The sequence below is a fragment of the Variovorax sp. Soil_C_26 genome (assembly GCF_057657075.1).
The window spans coordinates 489,396-505,785 of record NZ_JBDGJC010000004.1; the positions used below are offsets into that span (position 1 = coordinate 489,396).

At 67.9% G+C, this 16,390-nt stretch carries 15 protein-coding genes; 11 read left to right on the forward strand and 4 right to left on the reverse strand.

The annotated features are described in order from the left end of the window. Nucleotides 1-55: 55 nt before the first annotated feature. The 8 genes from AC3A6G_RS15035 (at nt 56) to AC3A6G_RS15070 (ending at nt 7,963) form a co-directional block, all read left to right on the forward strand. Nucleotides 56-1,015, forward strand: a complete 960-nt coding sequence (locus tag AC3A6G_RS15035) for a Bug family tripartite tricarboxylate transporter substrate binding protein (RefSeq protein ID WP_487860110.1) — start codon at nt 56-58, stop codon at nt 1,013-1,015. 215 nt (nt 1,016-1,230) lie between these two features. Further along, nucleotides 1,231-2,241 (forward strand): LacI family DNA-binding transcriptional regulator, encoded by a 1,011-nt coding sequence (locus tag AC3A6G_RS15040; RefSeq protein WP_487860109.1) that lies wholly within the window; start codon nt 1,231-1,233, stop codon nt 2,239-2,241. A 21-nt stretch (nt 2,242-2,262) separates the two neighbouring features. Beyond that, the gene (locus tag AC3A6G_RS15045; protein WP_487860108.1) at nt 2,263-3,126 is read left to right on the forward strand and encodes a transketolase; all 864 of its coding nucleotides are present in this window, start codon (nt 2,263-2,265) and stop codon (nt 3,124-3,126) included. Next, a complete protein-coding gene (locus AC3A6G_RS15050) occupies nt 3,123-4,115 on the forward strand; it encodes a transketolase family protein (protein ID WP_487860107.1) in 993 nt (330 codons plus the stop codon). Before AC3A6G_RS15045 ends, AC3A6G_RS15050 begins: the two co-directional genes overlap by 4 nt. Beyond that, nucleotides 4,115-5,032 (forward strand): NAD(P)-dependent oxidoreductase, encoded by a 918-nt coding sequence (locus AC3A6G_RS15055; protein WP_487860106.1) that lies wholly within the window; start codon nt 4,115-4,117, stop codon nt 5,030-5,032. Before AC3A6G_RS15050 ends, AC3A6G_RS15055 begins: the two co-directional genes overlap by 1 nt. Before the next feature lie 25 nt (nt 5,033-5,057). Further along, complete coding sequence (locus AC3A6G_RS15060; protein ID WP_487860105.1) at nt 5,058-6,077, forward strand: TRAP transporter substrate-binding protein; 1,020 nt, start codon at nt 5,058-5,060, stop codon at nt 6,075-6,077. Nucleotide 6,078: 1 nt separating this feature from the next. Continuing rightward, the gene (locus AC3A6G_RS15065) at nt 6,079-6,639 is read left to right on the forward strand and encodes a TRAP transporter small permease (protein WP_487860104.1); all 561 of its coding nucleotides are present in this window, start codon (nt 6,079-6,081) and stop codon (nt 6,637-6,639) included. Between the two features lie 25 nt (nt 6,640-6,664). Then, entirely contained in the window at nt 6,665-7,963 is a 1,299-nt protein-coding gene (locus tag AC3A6G_RS15070; RefSeq protein ID WP_487860103.1) for a TRAP transporter large permease, read from the forward strand. 45 nt (nt 7,964-8,008) lie between these two features. Here AC3A6G_RS15070 and AC3A6G_RS15075 read toward each other — a convergent pair whose 3' ends face one another. Genes AC3A6G_RS15075 through AC3A6G_RS15085 form a run of 3 tightly spaced genes read right to left on the reverse strand, consistent with a single transcriptional unit; the run spans nt 8,009 to nt 11,122 of the window. Continuing rightward, nucleotides 8,009-8,332, reverse strand: coding sequence for a 2Fe-2S iron-sulfur cluster-binding protein (locus tag AC3A6G_RS15075; protein ID WP_487860102.1), 324 nt, complete (start codon nt 8,330-8,332; stop codon nt 8,009-8,011). 10 nt (nt 8,333-8,342) lie between these two features. Beyond that, nucleotides 8,343-9,782 (reverse strand): glutamine synthetase family protein, encoded by a 1,440-nt coding sequence (locus tag AC3A6G_RS15080; RefSeq protein WP_487860101.1) that lies wholly within the window; start codon nt 9,780-9,782, stop codon nt 8,343-8,345. A gap of 17 nt (nt 9,783-9,799) precedes the next feature. Further along, on the reverse strand, nt 9,800-11,122 hold the full coding sequence (locus AC3A6G_RS15085) for an aromatic ring-hydroxylating dioxygenase subunit alpha (RefSeq protein WP_487860100.1): 1,323 nt from the start codon (nt 11,120-11,122) through the stop codon (nt 9,800-9,802). A 233-nt stretch (nt 11,123-11,355) separates the two neighbouring features. Between AC3A6G_RS15085 and AC3A6G_RS15090 the strand changes: the two genes are divergently transcribed. The 3 genes from AC3A6G_RS15090 to AC3A6G_RS15100 all read left to right on the forward strand — a co-directional run bounded on the left by AC3A6G_RS15090 (nt 11,356) and on the right by AC3A6G_RS15100 (nt 14,631). Next, the gene (locus AC3A6G_RS15090; protein ID WP_487860099.1) at nt 11,356-12,090 is read left to right on the forward strand and encodes a GntR family transcriptional regulator; all 735 of its coding nucleotides are present in this window, start codon (nt 11,356-11,358) and stop codon (nt 12,088-12,090) included. A 59-nt stretch (nt 12,091-12,149) separates the two neighbouring features. Beyond that, on the forward strand, nt 12,150-13,400 hold the full coding sequence (locus AC3A6G_RS15095) for a PDDEXK nuclease domain-containing protein (RefSeq protein WP_487860098.1): 1,251 nt from the start codon (nt 12,150-12,152) through the stop codon (nt 13,398-13,400). Nucleotides 13,401-13,470: 70 nt separating this feature from the next. Next, nucleotides 13,471-14,631, forward strand: a complete 1,161-nt coding sequence (locus tag AC3A6G_RS15100; RefSeq protein WP_487860097.1) for a hypothetical protein — start codon at nt 13,471-13,473, stop codon at nt 14,629-14,631. Here AC3A6G_RS15100 and treF read toward each other — a convergent pair. Beyond that, complete coding sequence (treF, locus tag AC3A6G_RS15105; protein ID WP_487860096.1) at nt 14,604-16,259, reverse strand: alpha,alpha-trehalase TreF; 1,656 nt, start codon at nt 16,257-16,259, stop codon at nt 14,604-14,606. The two genes, AC3A6G_RS15100 and treF, sit on opposite strands and share 28 nt — an antisense overlap. Between the last annotated feature and the right edge of the window lie 131 nt (nt 16,260-16,390).

Genomic DNA, 16,390 nt, shown 5'->3' on the forward strand with positions numbered 1-16,390 from the left:
TTGCGCCTTCTGGTTCGAAGGCGCGATCGCTCCATAACTATCAAGGACAAAACCCATGAACCATCGCCGATCGCTGCTCGCACTGAGCCTTCTCGTTCCGCTCTGCGGCACCGCCGCCGCACAGGAGTTTCCTGCGCGGCCCGTCACCATCGTCGTGGGCTCCAGCGCCGGCAGCGCCACCGACGGGCTCGCGCGCGCCATCGGGCAGGAGCTGACCAAGGCGACCGGCCAGGCCGTGGTGGTCGACAACCGGGCCGGTGCCTTCGGCGGCATTGCGGCGCAGTTCGTGGCGCGGGCCCAGCCCGACGGCTACACGCTGTTCATGACCACGAACACGACGCAGTCGGCCAATCCGCATCTGCAGAAGAAGCTCTCCTACGATCCCATCAAGGACTTCGCGCCCGTCTCGCTGCTGACCAAGGGCTACCAGCTCCTGGTGGTGAACCCCCAGGTGAAGGCCAACAACGTGGCGGAGCTGATCGCGCTCGCGAAGGCGTCACCCGGCAAACTCAACTACGGCTCGGGCAGCTCGTCGGCCCAGGTGGCGACCGAACTGTTCCAGCAGATGACCGGGACCAAGTTCAACTACGTACCGTACAAGGCCAATCCGCCCGCGGTGCTCGATCTCGTGTCCGGCACGACCGACCTGATGATTGCCGACCTGGCCACCACCTTGCCCCAGGTCAAGGCCGGCAAGTTGCGCGCGCTCGGCGTGAGCAGCCCCCAGCGGCTTGCGCTGGTGCAGGGCACGCCGGCCATCGCGGAATCGCTGCCGGGCTACGAGTTCGGCTACTGGAATGCGCTCTACGCGCCCGCAGGCACGCCGGCGCCGGTCGTGCAGCGGCTGAATGCGCTCATGCACCGCGCGCTCGGCACCCCCGTGGTGCAGAAGCTGGTCGAGCAGGCCGGCATGGAGGCCGCACTGTCCACGCCCGAGGAACTGGCGCGGTTCCAGCTTTTGGAGCTGAATCGCTGGGGCCAGATCATCAAGGCGGCGGGTATCGCCGCCGAGTAGGGCTGCACGCTCGGGATCACGAAGCGCCCGCGGCCGTCGGGCCGCGACTCGGTCTTTGACGAAGCAACGGCTGAGCAGCGTGCGGTGGCGCAAACAGCGGCCTAAGGGACAACCCCGAGTGACGCTGCCGCCAAAGTGCCCGAAAGTTACGGGAACGTTCCCGGTCTCTCATTCAATACCTCATGCCCAAAGCCCGCACCGCAGCAAATCGCCAGGTGACCATCCTGGACATCGCCCGTGAAACCGGGCTGTCCAAGTCGACCGTGTCGCGCGCGCTGAATGCGCCCCGGGAGGTCGCGGCCGAAACCCTGCAGAAGATCCAGGCGGCCATCCAGACGCTGAACTACATCCCCGACAGCCACGCGCGCTCGCTGGTCACTCAGCGCTCCTTCGCGTTCGCGGCCGTGGTCCCCACACTCGACAACGCCATCTTCGCCGCACTGATGCACGGCTTCCAGGCGGTGATGGCCGAGCAGGGGCGCCATGTGCTCGTGGCCGCGAACGGCTACAGCATCAAGGAAGAGCTGGACCAGCTGCGCACGCTCGCGCAGCTCAGCATCGGCGGCGTCATGCTGGTGGGCACCTCGCGCGATCCGGCCGCCTACCAGCTGCTCGACAGCCGTCGCATTCCCTACGTGATCACGTCGGCCTTTGATGGGAACGTTCCCAGTATCGGCTGGGACAACGAGACCGAAGCGCGCCGCCTGGCGGACCATCTGCTGGACCTGGGGCATCGGCGCCTGGCCGTGATTGGCGGTGTGACGCGCGACAACGACCGGGCGCTCGCCCGCGTGGTCGGCTATCACGCTGCCATGCGCGCGCGCGGCATCGAGCCCGACCCGGCGCTGACGCTCGAATGCGCCTACGACATTCCGTCGAGCCGCGCCGCGATGCGCCGCCTGCTCGATCTGCCGGAACGCCCGACCGCGGTGCTCTGCGGCAACGACGTGCAGGCCTTCGGCGCCATCCTCGAATGCCATGCGCGGCAAGTCCGCATTCCGCAGGACGTGTCGATCACCGGCTTCGACGACCTGGAGATGGCGGCGCACTTCCAGCCGCCGCTCACCACCATGCGCTCGCCGGCGGCGCAGATGGGCCGGCGCGCGGCCGACATGCTGCTGGCAGCCAACGCCGGCTTGCCGATGCCCGCGAGCACGCGGCTCGAGCTCGAACTCATCCTGCGCCGCACCACCGGGCCCGTGCCCGAACGTGCCGCGCATCCCTGACCAGACCAGAAAGGACATCCCGTGAGCGATTCTTCCGGCGAGCGAACCCCGCCCTCGATTCCCGCCCTGCAAAGTATGGCCCATGCGTTGCGTTGCGATGTGGTGCGCATGGTCGCTGCCACCGGCCAAGGCTACGTGCAGCAAGGGTTGGGTGCGGCCGACCTGTTCGCGGCGCTGTATGGCAACGAGCTTCGCTTGCGCGTGGGCGATCCGCGCTGGCCCGCGCGCGACCGCTTCCTGCTGTCGACCGCGCACAACTCGGCCGTCTTCGGCGCGGCGCTTGCGCACGCCGGGCTGATCGGTCGCGAGCTGCTCGACAGCTATTGCCATGACGGCTCGCCGTACGAGATCAATATGTCCGAGCGCCTCGGCCCCGTCGTCGAGGCCACCTGCGGCTCGCTGGGACAGGCGCTGTCGGTCGCCGTGGGCATGGCGCTTGCCGCCAAGCGGCAGGGCACGGGCGCGCGCGCCTACGTGATGCTCGGCGACGGCGAGCTGCAGGAGGGGCAGGTGTGGGAAGCGGCCATGGCCGCCGGCCACTACGGCCTGGGCAATCTCTGCATGCTCATCGACTGGAACGAGATGCAGGTCGAAGGGCACATCGACCAGGTCATGCGCATGCAGCCGGTGGCGGACAAGTTCCGCGCCTTCGGCTGGGCCGCGCTGGAGATCGATGGCCATGACATGCCCGCCATCGTCGAGGCATTGGCGCGTGCGCGCCAGACGGTCGAGCGTCCCACGGTGATCGTCGCGCGCACGCTGGTGGGCAAGGGCGCGCCGTGCCTCGAAGGCATCTTCGGCCACAACATGCGACTTCCCAGGGCAATGGCCGAGCAGGCCCTGGACGAACTCCGGGCACACGCCCCCGCGGAGGTATCGGCATGAGCGCTGCAGCCAATGAACTGAAGGTGGGCGATTTCATCTCGCGCGGCGCGGCGGCCGAGGAGATGCCGCGCGCCTACGGCGATGCCTTGCTCGAGGTTGCCGCGCGCGATCCGCGCATCGTCGCGCTCTGCGCCGATCTCACGGCCTCGACCGAGACCGACCGCTTTCGCGATGCCTATCCCGAGCGCTTCGTGCACACCGGCATCGCCGAGGCCAACATGATGGGCATGGCCGCGGGCATGGCGCGGAGCGGCCACATCGCGTTCACCCACACCTTCAGCGTGTTCGCCACGCGGCGCTCCTACGACCAGATCGCGATGCAGGTGGCCTACCCGCGCACCGACGTGAAGATGGTCGGCTTCCTGCCGGGGCTGACCACGCTGCTGGGCGTGTCGCACCAGGCCATCGACGACGTGGCGCTGATGCGTGCGTTGCCGAACATGGCCATTGCCGAGCCGGCCGGCCCGGAGCAGATGAAGGCCATCGTCGAGGCGGCCTGCGCCCGCCCGGGCCCGGTGTACCTGCGCATGCGCCGCGCCGCCTGGGCCAATCGGCCCGAGCTTCGCGACGCGCGCTTCGAATTCGGCAAGGGCACGTTGCTGCGCGAGGGCGACGATGGCGTCATCTTCGCCGCGGGACTCATGGTCGAGCATGCGCTGGCCGCCGCCGACCTGCTGGCGGCCGACGGCTTGCAGGTGGCTGTGGCCAACCTCGCGTCGATCAAGCCGCTGGACACCGCGCTGGTGCTCGCCGAAGCGCGGCGCAGCGGCATCGTGGTCACGGCGGAGAACCACTCGGTGATCGGCGGCGTCGGCAGCGCCGTGGCCGAGTGCCTGGCGGAGGCCGGGGTTCCGGCACGGCTCGCACGCATCGGCCTGCAGGACACCTTCGCCGAAGGCGGCACGTTGGCGTTCCTGCTGCAGAAGTACGGCATGGATGCCGCCGCCATTGCGGCCGCGGTGCGCCGGCTGCGTTCGGAGCGCGGCTGATGCGCATCGCCTTCCTCGGACTGGGCGCCATGGGCGCGCCGATGGCTGCGCGGCTCGCGGCAGGCGGTCACGACGTGCGCGGCTTCGACACCTCGGCTGCGGCGCGCGAGCGCCTGGCGCAGGGTGGCGGCACGCCTTGCGACAGCGCCGCGGCCGCGGCCGATGGCGCGGCCGCCGTGGTCACGATGCTGCCCGACGAGCGCATCGTCGAATCGGCGCTGTTCGGCCCCCAGGGCGCCGCGTCGACGATGAGTGGGCGCGCGTTGCTGCTGGAGATGAGCACGTCCGACGCCGACTGGATCGGCGTCTGCGCCGAGCGCCTCGCGCCCGCTGGCGTGCGCGTGATGGACGTGCCGGTGGCGCGCGGCGTGCGCGAGGCGGCAAGCGGCGAGCTGCTGGTGATGGCTGGCGGCAACCCTGACGACTTCGCGGCAGCGCGCCCGCTCCTGGACTGCTTCGCCAAGCCCGAGGACATCCTGCACGTGGGCCCGCTCGGCACGGCCATTCGACTGAAGCTGATCAACAACTACCTGTCGATGGTGAACATGGTGGTCGCGGCGGAGGGCCTGTGCTTTGCCGCCCTCGCGGGCATTTCGCGCGAGGTGGCCTTGCGCGTGTTCGGTGCCACGCCGGCCGGCAAGGGGCAGTTGACGACCAACTTTCCGCGCAAGGTGCTTCGCGGCGACATCGCACCCGACTTTCCCCTGCGCCTGGGCCTGAAAGACGTGGGGCTCGCGCTCAAACTGGGCGCGCAACTGGGCGCGCCGCTGTATTTGGGCGCCGCGGCCCGGCAGAACTTCGCCATGGCCGAGCGCTGGGGCCGCGCCGAACAGGATTGCACGGCCATGCTGCTGCTGCTCGAGGACCTCGCCGGCACCCCGCCCTTCGACCCTTCCCAACCCGCCGGCACACGCTGACCGGCCCACGACTCAGGAGACAGGAATGAGAGCTTTGAAGAAGAACTGGATCTGCGCGCCGATGGCCGCACTGGTGGCGGGCGCGACGCTCGCCTCGAGCGCATTCGCCGCCGACTACAAGAGCATGACGATCCGCGCCGCCACGTCCAGCCCCGCCGGCGGCGTGCACACCTTCGCGATCGACCGTTTCAAGGAGATCGTCGAGAAGGAGTCGGGCGGCAAGGTCAAGGTGCAGACCTTCTACGGCGGTGCCATGGGCGACGAGCAGGCCAACGTGCGCCAGCTGCGCAGCCAGGAAATCCAGCTGGCCGTGCTGGCGGTTGGCAACCTGACGCCGTTCGCGCCGCAGGCCAACATCTACTACCTGCCGTACATGTTCCCGAGCGTCGATGCCGCGCACAAGCTGTTCGGCAACGAAGCCTTCAACAGCAAGATCAACGACACCATCGCCACGCAGAGCGGGACGCGGCCGCTGGCCTGGTTGGCGGGGGGCTATCGGCACATCACCAACTCGAAGCGCCCGATCACCAAGATGGAAGACCTGCAGGGCTTGAAGATCCGCGTGCCCCCGGTGGAGGTGCAATTGGCCGCGTTCCGCAGCTGGGGCGTGGAGCCGCATCCGCTTGCATGGTCCGAAACCTTCAACGCCTTGCAGCAGGGCGTGGTCGACGGCCAGGAGAACCCCTACACGGTCAACCGCGACAACAAGTTCTGGGAGGTGCAGAAGTACGTGACCGAGCTGCCCTACATGCTGTGGGTCGGACCCATGCTGTTCAGCGAGCCCTGGTTCAAGAAGCTCGATGCGCCGACGCAGGCGCTGGTGCGCAAGGCCTCGCATGACGCCGCCAAGGCCGCCTGGAAGTATTCGCAGGAGCAGGAAGAGCAGGCCAAGAGGCAGTGCATCGAGCGCGGCATGGTCGTCAACACGCTCAGCGACGGCGGCGTCTGGCAGGAGAAGGCACGGTCGGTGTGGCCGAAGTTCCACGACAAGGTCGGCGGCAAGGCGGTGCTCGACGAGGCCATCGCGATCATGGGTTCGAAGTAACGTGACGCCCGCGACACCTGACCTCGCCAGGGGCCCGGAGCCCACGCCGGGACCGCTGCGCTGGTGCTACGAGCACTTCGAGGAACTGGTGAGCGTGGCCTGCCTGGCGGCCATGGTGGCGTGCCTGATGCTGCAGGTCGGCACGCGCTGGATCACGGGCGACGGCCTGGCGTGGAGCGAGGAGATGAGCCGCTACACCTTCGTATGGGCGACCTTCGCGGCGGCACCCATGCTGGCCAAGCGGGCGGCGCACGTGCGCATCTCCGCGCAGTTCCTGCTGATGCCGCCGCGCATGCGGCTGGGCTTTCGCATGCTGTGCGATGCGATCTGGGTCGTGTGCAACCTCGCATTCGCCTGGTGGTCGTGGCAGGTGGTGCGCGACGCGCTCGAGTTTCCAGAGATTTCGCCCACGCTCGGCTTCGCACGGGCCTGGGTCGAACTGATCATCCCGCTCAGCTTCGTCGCCATGAGCTGGCGCATCGTCGAAGACTACGTGCGCCGCTGGCGCCGTGGCGACCTGCTCGCGCTGGTGCGTGCGGATCACGCCCCAGTGGCCGAGTGAGCCTTTTTCCCGCAGAAAGCCATTCATGACGACTTCCCTGTTGGTGCTGCTGGCGCTGGGCATCCTGTTCCTGCTCGGCATGCCGATCTTCATGAGCCTGACGATCGCATCGGCGGTGGGCCTGGTCTTCGGCAGCGGCATGCCGCTGTCGATCCTGCACAACTCGATCTTCGACGGCCTCAACATCTTTCCGCTGCTCGCGATTCCGTGCTTCATCATCGCCGGCGTCATCATGGAGCACGGCAACATCACGCGCGAGATCGTGAACGTGGCCCAGCGCCTCGTGGGCCGCATGTACGGCGGGCTCGGCATCACGACGATCCTGGCCTGCACCTTCTTCGCGGCCATCTCCGGCTCGGGGCCGGGCACGGTGGCGGCGGTCGGCGCCTTGCTGATTCCTTCGATGATCCGGCAGGGCTACAGCCGCGAATATGCGGGTGCCGTGTCGTCTTCGGGCGGCACCATCGGCATCCTGATCCCGCCGAGCAATCCGATGATCATCTACGCGATCCTGGCCAACGTGTCGGTCACGTCGATGTTCGCCGCGGGCTTCATTCCCGGCTTCATGGTGGCCTTTGCCATGTCGTTCACCGCGTGGACGCTGGCCAGGCGCCATGGCTTCCGCGGCGACCCCGACACGCCGCCCTTCAGCTGGAGCGGCTTTCTGGGCGCCTGCCGCAAGGGCTTTTTCTCGCTGATGACGCCATTCATCATTCTGGGCTCGATCTATTCGGGCCTGTGCACCACGGTCGAGGCCTCGGTGCTGGCGATCGCCTATGCGCTCTTCGTGGCGGTGGTCATCAATCGCGCGCTGCGCTGGGCGCATGTGTACAAGGCGCTGCTGGAAGGCACCATGCTCTGCGGCGCGGTGCTGATCATCGTCGGCTCGTCGACGCTGTTCGGCAAGATCATGACCTACGAGGAAGTGCCGCAGCGCCTGGCCGAGTCGGTGATGGCGATTTCGCGCGATCCGCAGCACATCCTCCTGATGATCATCGGCGTGTTGATCCTGCTGGGCATGTTCATGGAGACGCTGTCGACCATCATCATCCTGGTGCCGGTTCTGATGCCCATGCTCATGCTCGTGGGCATCGACCCGATCCACTTCGGCATCATCCTGGTCGTCACCAACGAGATGGCGCTGCTCACGCCGCCGCTCGGGGTCAACCTCTTCGTGTCTTCGCGCCTGTCTGGCGTGCCGGTGGAGCGCCTGAGCCTCTCGGTGCTGCCTTACCTCGGCGCCCTCATGGTGGTGCTGCTGCTGATCACCTACTTTCCGGTCATCGCGACGGGGCTGCCGCGCATGCTGGGAATGGTCGACTGAGTGTTCCATGGGTTCGGCGCCGGGCGCCGGGCGCCGGACGCCGGTTCAGCTTTGCGTCTGCGGAACGCGCACGGTCAGGCCGTCGAGTTCGGCCGTCACCGTGAGCTGGCAGCTGAGACGGCTCGTCGCCCGCCGCTCGGCCGCCACGACCTCAAGCATTTCGCTTTCCATGTCGTCGGGCGGCGGCAGCCGCGCCGCGAAGGCCTCGTCGACATAGACATGGCAGGTCGCGCAGGCGCACGAGCCGCCGCACTCGGCATCGATGCCGCGCACGTTGCCGCGAATCGCGTTCTCCATGACGCTGGAGCCCGGCTTTGCGTCGACCTCGCGCGTGCTGCCGTCCTTGAGGATGTAGTGGATTGTGGGCATGGGTGGCTGCTCAGAACATGTCGAAGTACTCGCGGTGTTCCCACTCGCTGACTTCCAGGTTGAAACGCGCGATCTCGGCTTCCTTGATGCGGCAGAGGTAGTCGACGAAGCCGCGGCCCATCCGTTCGCCGAACATCTCGTCGGCGCGCAGGCAGGCGAGCGCTTCGGTCAGCGAGCGCGGCAATGGCTCGGCCGGGGTGTCGTAGGGCGCATCGGCCGAAGGGCCGGGGTCGGTCTTGCGCTGCATGCCGTCCAGCCCCGCGAACAGCTGCGAGGCGAGGTACAGGTACGGGTTGGCGGTCGGCTCGCCCACGCGGTTCTCGATGCGCGTGGCCTTCTGGCCCACGCCGCCGAGCACGCGCAGCATCGCGCCGCGGTTGTCGCGGGCCCAGATCGCGCGGTCGGGCGCGAGCGAGAACGGGCGGTAGCGGCGGTAGCCGTTGATGGTCGGGCTCGCGAGCGCGGCCGCGCCGCAGGCATGCGCCTTCAGGCCGCCGAGGTAGTGCAGGCCGATCTCGCTCAAGTCCTGGCCCTCGGCCTCGGGCATGAACGCATTCACGCCGTCGCTCTGGCGCCGCAGCGACTGGTGCAGGTGCCAGCCGCTCGACATCACGTTGGGAATCTTCGGGCGGCACATGAAGGTGGCGTGGTAGCCCGCGCGCTGGCAGATCTGCTTGATCGCGCTGCGCAGCAGCACCATGGTGTCGGCTGGCAGCACACCGGCGGTGGGGCCGAAGGTGAGCTCGAACTGGCTCGGGCCGAACTCGATCTCGAGCGAGCGCAGCGGCAGCCCGAGCGCCATGAGCTGCGAGCGCAGCAGCTCCATCACCGCATCGACGCGGTCGTAGCGCAGCTCGGTCAGGTACTGGTGGCCGTGCGTGAGCAGCGACACCTTCGGCGGCTCGCCGGGCTGGCCCGAGTCGCCGAGCGCCATGCGCGCATCGTCGAGCCTGAAGACGTGGAACTCCACCTCGAGCCCGGCGATGAAGTCGAGCCCGAGCGCATCGAGCTCGCGCACCGCGCGCTGCAGGATCTGGCGCGTGGCATAGGGGCATGGGCGCCCGTCGGTCATGTAGGCATCGCAGAGCACCCAGCCGGTGCGCGGCGCCCACGGCAGGATCTTGAAGGTCGACGGGTCGGCCACGATGGTGAAGTCGGCGCCGCCCTGCAAGCCTTCGATCTCGAAGCCGCCGCCGGCAGTGAACACCGGGAACACCGTCTTGTGCGAGGTGTCCTTGGCCAGCAGCGTGGAGGTGAGGTTGACGCCCTCGTACAGTGCGTCGCGGGCTTCGCTTGCCACCAGCGTCTTGCCGCGCAGCAGGCCGTGCTGGTCGGGCCAGGCGAAGCGCAGCACGTCGATCTCGCCGGCGTCGATGCGCCCGATCAATTCGCGCGCCTGGCGCTGCTGGTCGTCGGTCAAGAGACCGTGGCGTTGGGTGAACGATGTCATCGCGGCACCGTGTCCGGTCAGCGCGCGAGCCGGGCAGAGGCCCAGTCCGACTGGAGGCGCCGTTCGCGGTCGGCGCTCTGCCAGTAGCCCTCGGTGTCGCCGGTCTTGCCGATGCCGTCGATCGAGGGCGGACCCGCGAAAGCCGAAGCCTGCGTCGCGTCGATGAGCATCGGTGCGCCTTCGCCGGCCAGCGTGCTTTCGATGGCCTTCACCAGCATGCGGCGGTACGCGATGATGCCCTTGTCGGTGCTGCCCAGGTGCTCGCGCGTGCGGTCTTGAATGGGGCCTTGCGACTCCACGGCCCACTGGTCGTGCACATTGATGTCGTCGCCCATGCCGGTGTAGGTCTGGCTCAGCTGCTCGTCGACGCTGTAGCCGTAGTTGTTGCGCTTGTTCTTGCGCGAGGTGTAGCCGGGCAGCTCGTAGAGCTCGAGCCGCTGCGCGCGCATCTGTTCCTTGTCGACCGGGCCTGTGAAGCTCGTGAAGATCGCGAACCAGTAGCAGTGCGTGTCGTCCACCGGCACATGCCATTGCGAAATCGTCATCTCCGCGCTCATCGGGATCACGAAGGCCTGCGGGAAGACGACGTTGGTCACGCGCACGTGCGTGTCCTCTTCCGACAGCTGCCGCAGCGCGGTGAGGCGCAGGCCGTAGTCGGTCGGCTCGACGCCGATCTCGGGGCGTTCGAACTCGCGCAGCACCTTGGTGATCGGCATGTCGGAGTCGGCCGAGGCGCCGCGAAACTGCTTGCCGTAGCTGTCGGAAGTGTCGGCGTCCTCGAAGAAGCGGTGCAGGTACGACGCATGCGCGGGGTCGATGCCCACCTCGAGCGCCTGCAGCCAGTTGCATTCGAACAGGCCCATGAACGCGAAGGTGTGCGAGTCGGGTGCCACGAAGCAGTCGAATTCGGGAAACGCCGGCGGCTCGCCTTCGCCGATGTAAGCGAACACCGTGCCGGCGCGCTCGACCACCGGATAGGCCGACTGTTTGATGCGGCTGCACAGCTTGCTGCCCGCGGGTTCGGCCGGTGTTTCCAGGCACTGGCCCTGGCGGTCGAACAGCCAGCCGTGGAAGGCGCAGCGGATGCCGCCGTTCTCGAGCCGGCCGAATGCCAGGTCGGCGCCGCGGTGCGGGCAGTCGCGGTCGAGCATGCCGAGCTGGCCGTTCTCGTCACGGAACAGCACGAAATGCTGGCCCATGAGTTGGACCGGCCGCACCGGACGCGGGCCCGCCAGGTCCGCGGACAGTGCCACCGGCTGCCAGTAGCGGCGCAGCAGCCTGCCTGCGGGGGTGCCGGGGCCGACCCGGGTGATGAAATCGTTCTGTTCGGCGCTGATCATGGAAGCTCCATCGGGGTTGGAACATGTGTTGCATGCAATGGAATGCATTGTCTGAATGGCAATCGCCGAAAGTCAACTGAGATGCCTAACTAACGCGCACTTGGCTGCAAATATCAAGGGTAAGTACTTAGAAAAAGCGCACATTCGGCAAGCGCGATCGATATCATTGCCAGCTACGCCTCGATGTTGCATACAGCGACCAATTCTCCTCCTCCTCCGCTTCGCCGAAACCGATGGACTCCCAACAAAATCGCGTACTGGTCCAGCTTCGAGACCTGATCCTCAAGGGCGAATTCGGGCCCGGCGAACGGCTGGCCGAGATCCCGCTGGCCGAGAAGCTCGGCGCCTCGCGCACCCCCGTGAGGCTGGCGCTCACCAGCCTGGAGCACGAGGGGCTGATCGAGCCGTCGCCCACCGGCGGCTACCAGATGCGCCGCTTCACCTCGCAGGAGGTCGCCGACGCGATCCGCGTGCGCGGCGTCATCGAGGGCTTTGCGGCGCGCCTGCTGGCCGAAGACGGTGCGCCGCGCCAGCTGCTGCGTGAACTGCACGAATGTCTGGCCGAGGGCGACCGGGTGGTGAACAAGCCGGTGATGACGCTGGACGACTACGCCGGCTACGTCCAGATGAACGACCGCTTCCACACGCTGATCATGGAAGGCTGCGCCAACAGCGCGCTGCAGCGCGTGATGGAGATGCTCGACCGCCAGCCGTTCGCGTCGCCGAGCGCGATGCTGCCGATGCAGTCGTCGATGGAAGAGGGCCACCAGTGGATGAAGATCGCGCACCGCACCCACCATGCGCTGGTGCAGGCGATCGAACGCGGCCAGGGCTCGCGCGCGCAGGCGCTCGGCGAGGAGCACGTGGAGATCGCGCGCATGAACCTCGACTACGCGCTCGAGCGGCCCGAACTCGCGGCCGAGCTGATGCCGGGGCTGCGGCTGGTGGCGGGCAAGCGGCGGGACTGACTGCGATCCGCGAAGCCGTCGGTGGCTGCGCCCTGCAACGCCTTGCTAAAGTCGCAGGCATGCGCCGATCGACGAATTCAAACGCCCACGGTCCACCGAAGCGCGAGACGGTGAAGGGGGAGCGATTCGCAACGCCAGCCTCCTTCGCGTCCTCGGATTACGCGGCGGCCCACGCCGACATCGTCGCGGTGGTAGAGGCTGCCAGACACACTGCTGCGCGCAGCGTCAATGCCGTGATGACGGCGGCCTACTGGGCCGTCGGCCAGCGCATCGTCGCGTTCGAGCAGGGTGGGCGTGAGAGGGCGACGTACGGCGAAGCCCTGATCGAACGCCTCTCGACGGATCTTTCGGCGCGCTTTGGCCGCGGCTTCAGCAAGCAGAACCTGTGGCAGATGCGGGCCTTTCATCTCGCATGGTCCGCGGATCGTGGTCAGCAGAAGCGTTCCGCCGATTCTTTGTCGGTCCAGATTCTCCAGATACCGTCTGGAGAATCCGGCGCAGATCGAAATCTCCAGACGACCTCTGGACAATTGCCAGACTTGGTGACGCTGATCCGGGCCTTTCCGCTGCCTTGGTCGGCCTATGTGCGCCTGTTGTCGGTCAAGAACGTGCAAGCTCGTGCGTTCTATGAGACCGAAGCCTTGCGCTGCGGCTGGAGCATCGCTCAGTTGAATCGCCAGATCGGCAGCCAGTTCTACGAGCGCATCGCGTTGTCCAGCGACAAGGCGGCCATGCTGGCAAAGGGAAAGCAGCCCGGACCCGATGACGACATCACCCCGGAGCGGGCCATCAAGGACCCGTTCGTCCTGGAATTCCTCAACCTCAAGGACGAGTATTCCGAATCCGATCTCGAAGAAGCGCTGATTCAGCACCTGGCCGACTTTCTGCTGGAACTGGGCGACGACTTCGCGTTCGTCGGCCGCCAGCGACGCCTGCGTATCGACGACAGCTGGTTCCGTATCGATCTGCTGTTCTTCCATCGGCGCCTCAAGTGCCTGCTTGTCATCGACCTCAAGGTCGGCAAGTTCGGCTATGCCGACGCAGGCCAGATGCACCTGTATCTGAACTACGCCCGCGAACATTGGATGAAGCCCGGCGAAAACCCGCCAGTGGGTCTGATCCTGTGCGCGGAGAAGGGCGCGGCTGAAGCCCGTTATGCACTGGAAGGCTTGCCCAACAAGGTGCTGGCTGCCGAGTACCAGACCGTGCTGCCTGACGAAAAAATGCTGGCCGAGGAGTTGGACAAGACACGGCGCGACCTGGAGGCGCAGCGGATCGCTCGCAACGCCGACGCAGGGGAACGTGAATGAAGACGCGGCGCGCAACCTCGTCGGACAGCGTCCGACTTGGCAGCGCCGCAAGCCCTGGTAGAAGGTACCCATGACCTCCTCACTCGCGGCTTCGCTCATCGGGCTCTTGCTCGAATCGGAATTCGGCGGTACTAGCAGCGAACCCGGTGCGGCCGGCCACAACCGCTGCACGCTCGAGGGCATGACCTGGCAGCCCGGCGAGGGCGGCACGATCGAGCTTCGCATCCGGCGGCTCGAGGCGATGGCGTTGCGGCTCGTGTCGGGTCCATTCGTGCTGGAAATCGATCGCATCGACATGCAGGAAATCTCGGCCCGGGTATGCCTCGACAGCGGCATGCCACGCCTGGTCGCTGTCGAGGTGGCCGACATCGCGTTCTCCGGATTGGCGCTCCAGGGGCCGGTGGCGATGCCCCCGCAGCTTCAGAAGAAGATGCGCGAAGCCTCGCCGCCGCCAGCCGGCGCTGCTGCGGCGGCAGCCGGCATCGCAGCGGGCCAGGCCGCCGCCGATGCATGGCAGCTCGGCCCGTTGTCGGACGCCGAAGGCACGCTGCGCAGCCGCATCACCGATGCGCATCTGCTGTTCGATGCCGACGTGACGGTGCCGATACGCGGCGGCCGGATCGACTTCAACGATGCGACGGTCGAGCACGTGGGCCCCGACTCGCGCATGGGCGTGAGCAAGATGGGCGTGTACGTCGATGCGCCCAACGGCCGCAGCTATCTCTACCAGTTCGCGGCGGCACCGGTGGCAGGCGTGGAATTCGAGCACCGCGGCGCGTTGCTGGGGCCCTGGATCTCCGAGCGCGGCAAGCTGCAACTGCGCGAGTTCGCCGAGTCGGTGCTGCGCCAGGGCCGCGTCGGGCCGGGGCAGGGGCTGACCGAGCAGGCGCGGCTGCTGCTGGGCCGCACCGCGCTTTCAGGCGAACTGCGGCTCGGCGAAGGGCTGGTTGCCGTGCCGGGAGTGCAGTTGCATCTGGAGGGGCAGCCTGCCATCGGACTGCGCTCGCCCTCGGTCGGCCGGGGGCTGACGCTCGAGATGGCCTCGGTCTCGGCGCGCGACGCGGCAGCGGCCTGGCAGGGCGCGCGAGTGGCCGTCGAAAGCATGTCGGCAAAGCTGCAGCTCGTCTTCACTGCCGACGCCGAGGGGCTGCGCTTCGCGCTCGATCTCGCGCACGGCAAGGCCGCGGCGCTGCGGCTGGACCTTCAGCCGGGCGGCAGCACAGGCGCCTGAGGCGACGCCACGGCAGAGGGCGAGACGCAGCGCTCGACGTTGCCCCACCGCGCACCGGCACTGGGCCCGATCCACATGCGCGTCACGCCGTTGGTCCAGCCGAAGCCGTCCTGCAGCGGGTATTCGCCGCCACCGCCGCCGGCCACGTGCTCGGCAGGCATCTCGCGCAGCCGGTACTTCTCGACCAGCTTGCCTTCGCGGCGGTAGATCGTGCAGACGGTGCGCAGCCAGCGCGTGCGGATCTCCTGCGCTAGCGCGTGCTCGGCGAAAGACTCCAGCCCGACCACGGCCATCCACTGCAGCGGCGCCCAGCCATTGGGCCGGTCCCACTGCTCGCCGCTGCGCAGCTCGGTGGTCGCGAGGCCGCCGGGTGCCAGCAGGCGCTCGCGCACGGTCGAGGCCACCGCATGGGCCTGGCGGGCACTGCAGGCGTGCGCGAAGAGCGGCGCCACGGTGGCGGCCGTGAGGCAGCTGCGCTGCCGGCCGCGCCGCCAGTCGTGGTCGAAGTAGGCGCCTTCGCGCGCGTTCCACAGAAAGCGGTCCATCGCGTCGCGCCGGGCGTCGGCGCGGTGCTCGAACGCCTTCGCCGTCTGCGGGTCGTCGGCATCGTGGCTCAGGCGTGCGATCGTGCGTTCGAGCTTGAAGAGAAAGGCATTCAGGTCGACGGGCAGGATGCTGGTAGTGTCGATCTGCGACAGCAACAGGCTCTCGGGCGCCGCCGCATCGGGCGCGCGCAGCCAGCGCGTGCTGAAGTCCCAGCCCGATTCGGCCGCGGCGCGCAGGTCACGCCAGACCTCGCTGGCAGGTCGGTCGGCACCGTCGGCGGTGCCCATGTCCTCGAGCCACGATTCCTCGCGCGGCGTGTCGCGGTCGTCCCAGTAGCGGTTGAGCAGGCTGCCATCGGGCAGCCGCACGAGACGCCGCACCGCCTGGCCGGCCTCGATGCCCGATTCGCCGGCCATCCAGTACGCATGCTCGCGCAGCATCTGCGGCAGGTAGGCGGCGGCCGCCTGCACCCCGTGCGCTTCGCACAGCTCGGCCATCCATGCAAAGACGGGGGGCTGCGAGCGGCTCAGGTAGTAGGTGCGCGTGCCGTTCGGCACATGGCCGTAGGTGTCGATCAGGTACGCGAAGTTGTCGGTCATGCTGCGCAGCAGCTGCGGCTGCCCGCCTTCGGCCAGGCCGAGCATCTGGAAGTACGAGTCCCAGTAATAGAGCTCGCGGAAGCGGCCGCCGGGCACCACGTAGTCGTGCGGCAGCGGCAGCGCCGAGCCGCCGCTCGGATGCTCGACCGGGCGCCGCGTGAGCACCGGCCAGAGCCCGTCGATGTGCCGGCCGAGCGCCTGCCCCGGCACCGACTCGTATTCGTCGCGGTGCGCGGCGGGCAGCTGAAAGTGCGCATGCACGAAGCCCGCGAGGTCGAAGCCGTCGTCCCTGCAGGCCGCGCGGTAGCGCGCGAGGATCAGCTCGGGGTCGTGGCGCGGCGCGCAGTCGACGAAGGTCTTGCTGTCGTCGAAGATGCCGCCGCTCTGCACGGCGATGAACAGCTCCTTGTACCTGTCGGCGGGCGTAAGATGGTCGGCTTTTGGCCCCGCGGCCGGTTCGGCGCGCGGAAGCCCGCCGTTCATGGTGGGGTGTCGTTCCAGGGGTAGCCTCCTTCGCATCGCATGGTCTGATGGAGTGCGCGATCCCGGCCGGGTTCCCCGGCCATCGAGCAGCAGGCGACAGCGCCGATCGACGCACCGCCCTGTATTTGCAT

What these genes read in the sequence shown, in the direction of transcription:
- AC3A6G_RS15035 (WP_487860110.1), top strand. Translation starts at nt 56, where the DNA reads ATGAACCATCGCCGATCGCTGCTCGCACTGAGCCTTCTCGTTCCGCTC.
- AC3A6G_RS15050 (WP_487860107.1), top strand. Translation starts at nt 3,123, where the DNA reads ATGAGCGCTGCAGCCAATGAACTGAAGGTGGGCGATTTCATCTCGCGC.
- AC3A6G_RS15055 (WP_487860106.1), top strand. Translation starts at nt 4,115, where the DNA reads ATGCGCATCGCCTTCCTCGGACTGGGCGCCATGGGCGCGCCGATGGCT.
- AC3A6G_RS15060 (WP_487860105.1), top strand. Translation starts at nt 5,058, where the DNA reads ATGAGAGCTTTGAAGAAGAACTGGATCTGCGCGCCGATGGCCGCACTG.
- AC3A6G_RS15070 (WP_487860103.1), top strand. Translation starts at nt 6,665, where the DNA reads ATGACGACTTCCCTGTTGGTGCTGCTGGCGCTGGGCATCCTGTTCCTG.
- AC3A6G_RS15075 (WP_487860102.1), bottom strand. Translation starts at nt 8,332, where the DNA reads ATGCCCACAATCCACTACATCCTCAAGGACGGCAGCACGCGCGAGGTC.
- AC3A6G_RS15080 (WP_487860101.1), bottom strand. Translation starts at nt 9,782, where the DNA reads ATGACATCGTTCACCCAACGCCACGGTCTCTTGACCGACGACCAGCAG.
- AC3A6G_RS15085 (WP_487860100.1), bottom strand. Translation starts at nt 11,122, where the DNA reads ATGATCAGCGCCGAACAGAACGATTTCATCACCCGGGTCGGCCCCGGC.
- AC3A6G_RS15090 (WP_487860099.1), top strand. Translation starts at nt 11,356, where the DNA reads ATGGACTCCCAACAAAATCGCGTACTGGTCCAGCTTCGAGACCTGATC.
- AC3A6G_RS15095 (WP_487860098.1), top strand. Translation starts at nt 12,150, where the DNA reads ATGCGCCGATCGACGAATTCAAACGCCCACGGTCCACCGAAGCGCGAG.
- AC3A6G_RS15100 (WP_487860097.1), top strand. Translation starts at nt 13,471, where the DNA reads ATGACCTCCTCACTCGCGGCTTCGCTCATCGGGCTCTTGCTCGAATCG.
- treF (WP_487860096.1), bottom strand. Translation starts at nt 16,259, where the DNA reads ATGAACGGCGGGCTTCCGCGCGCCGAACCGGCCGCGGGGCCAAAAGCC.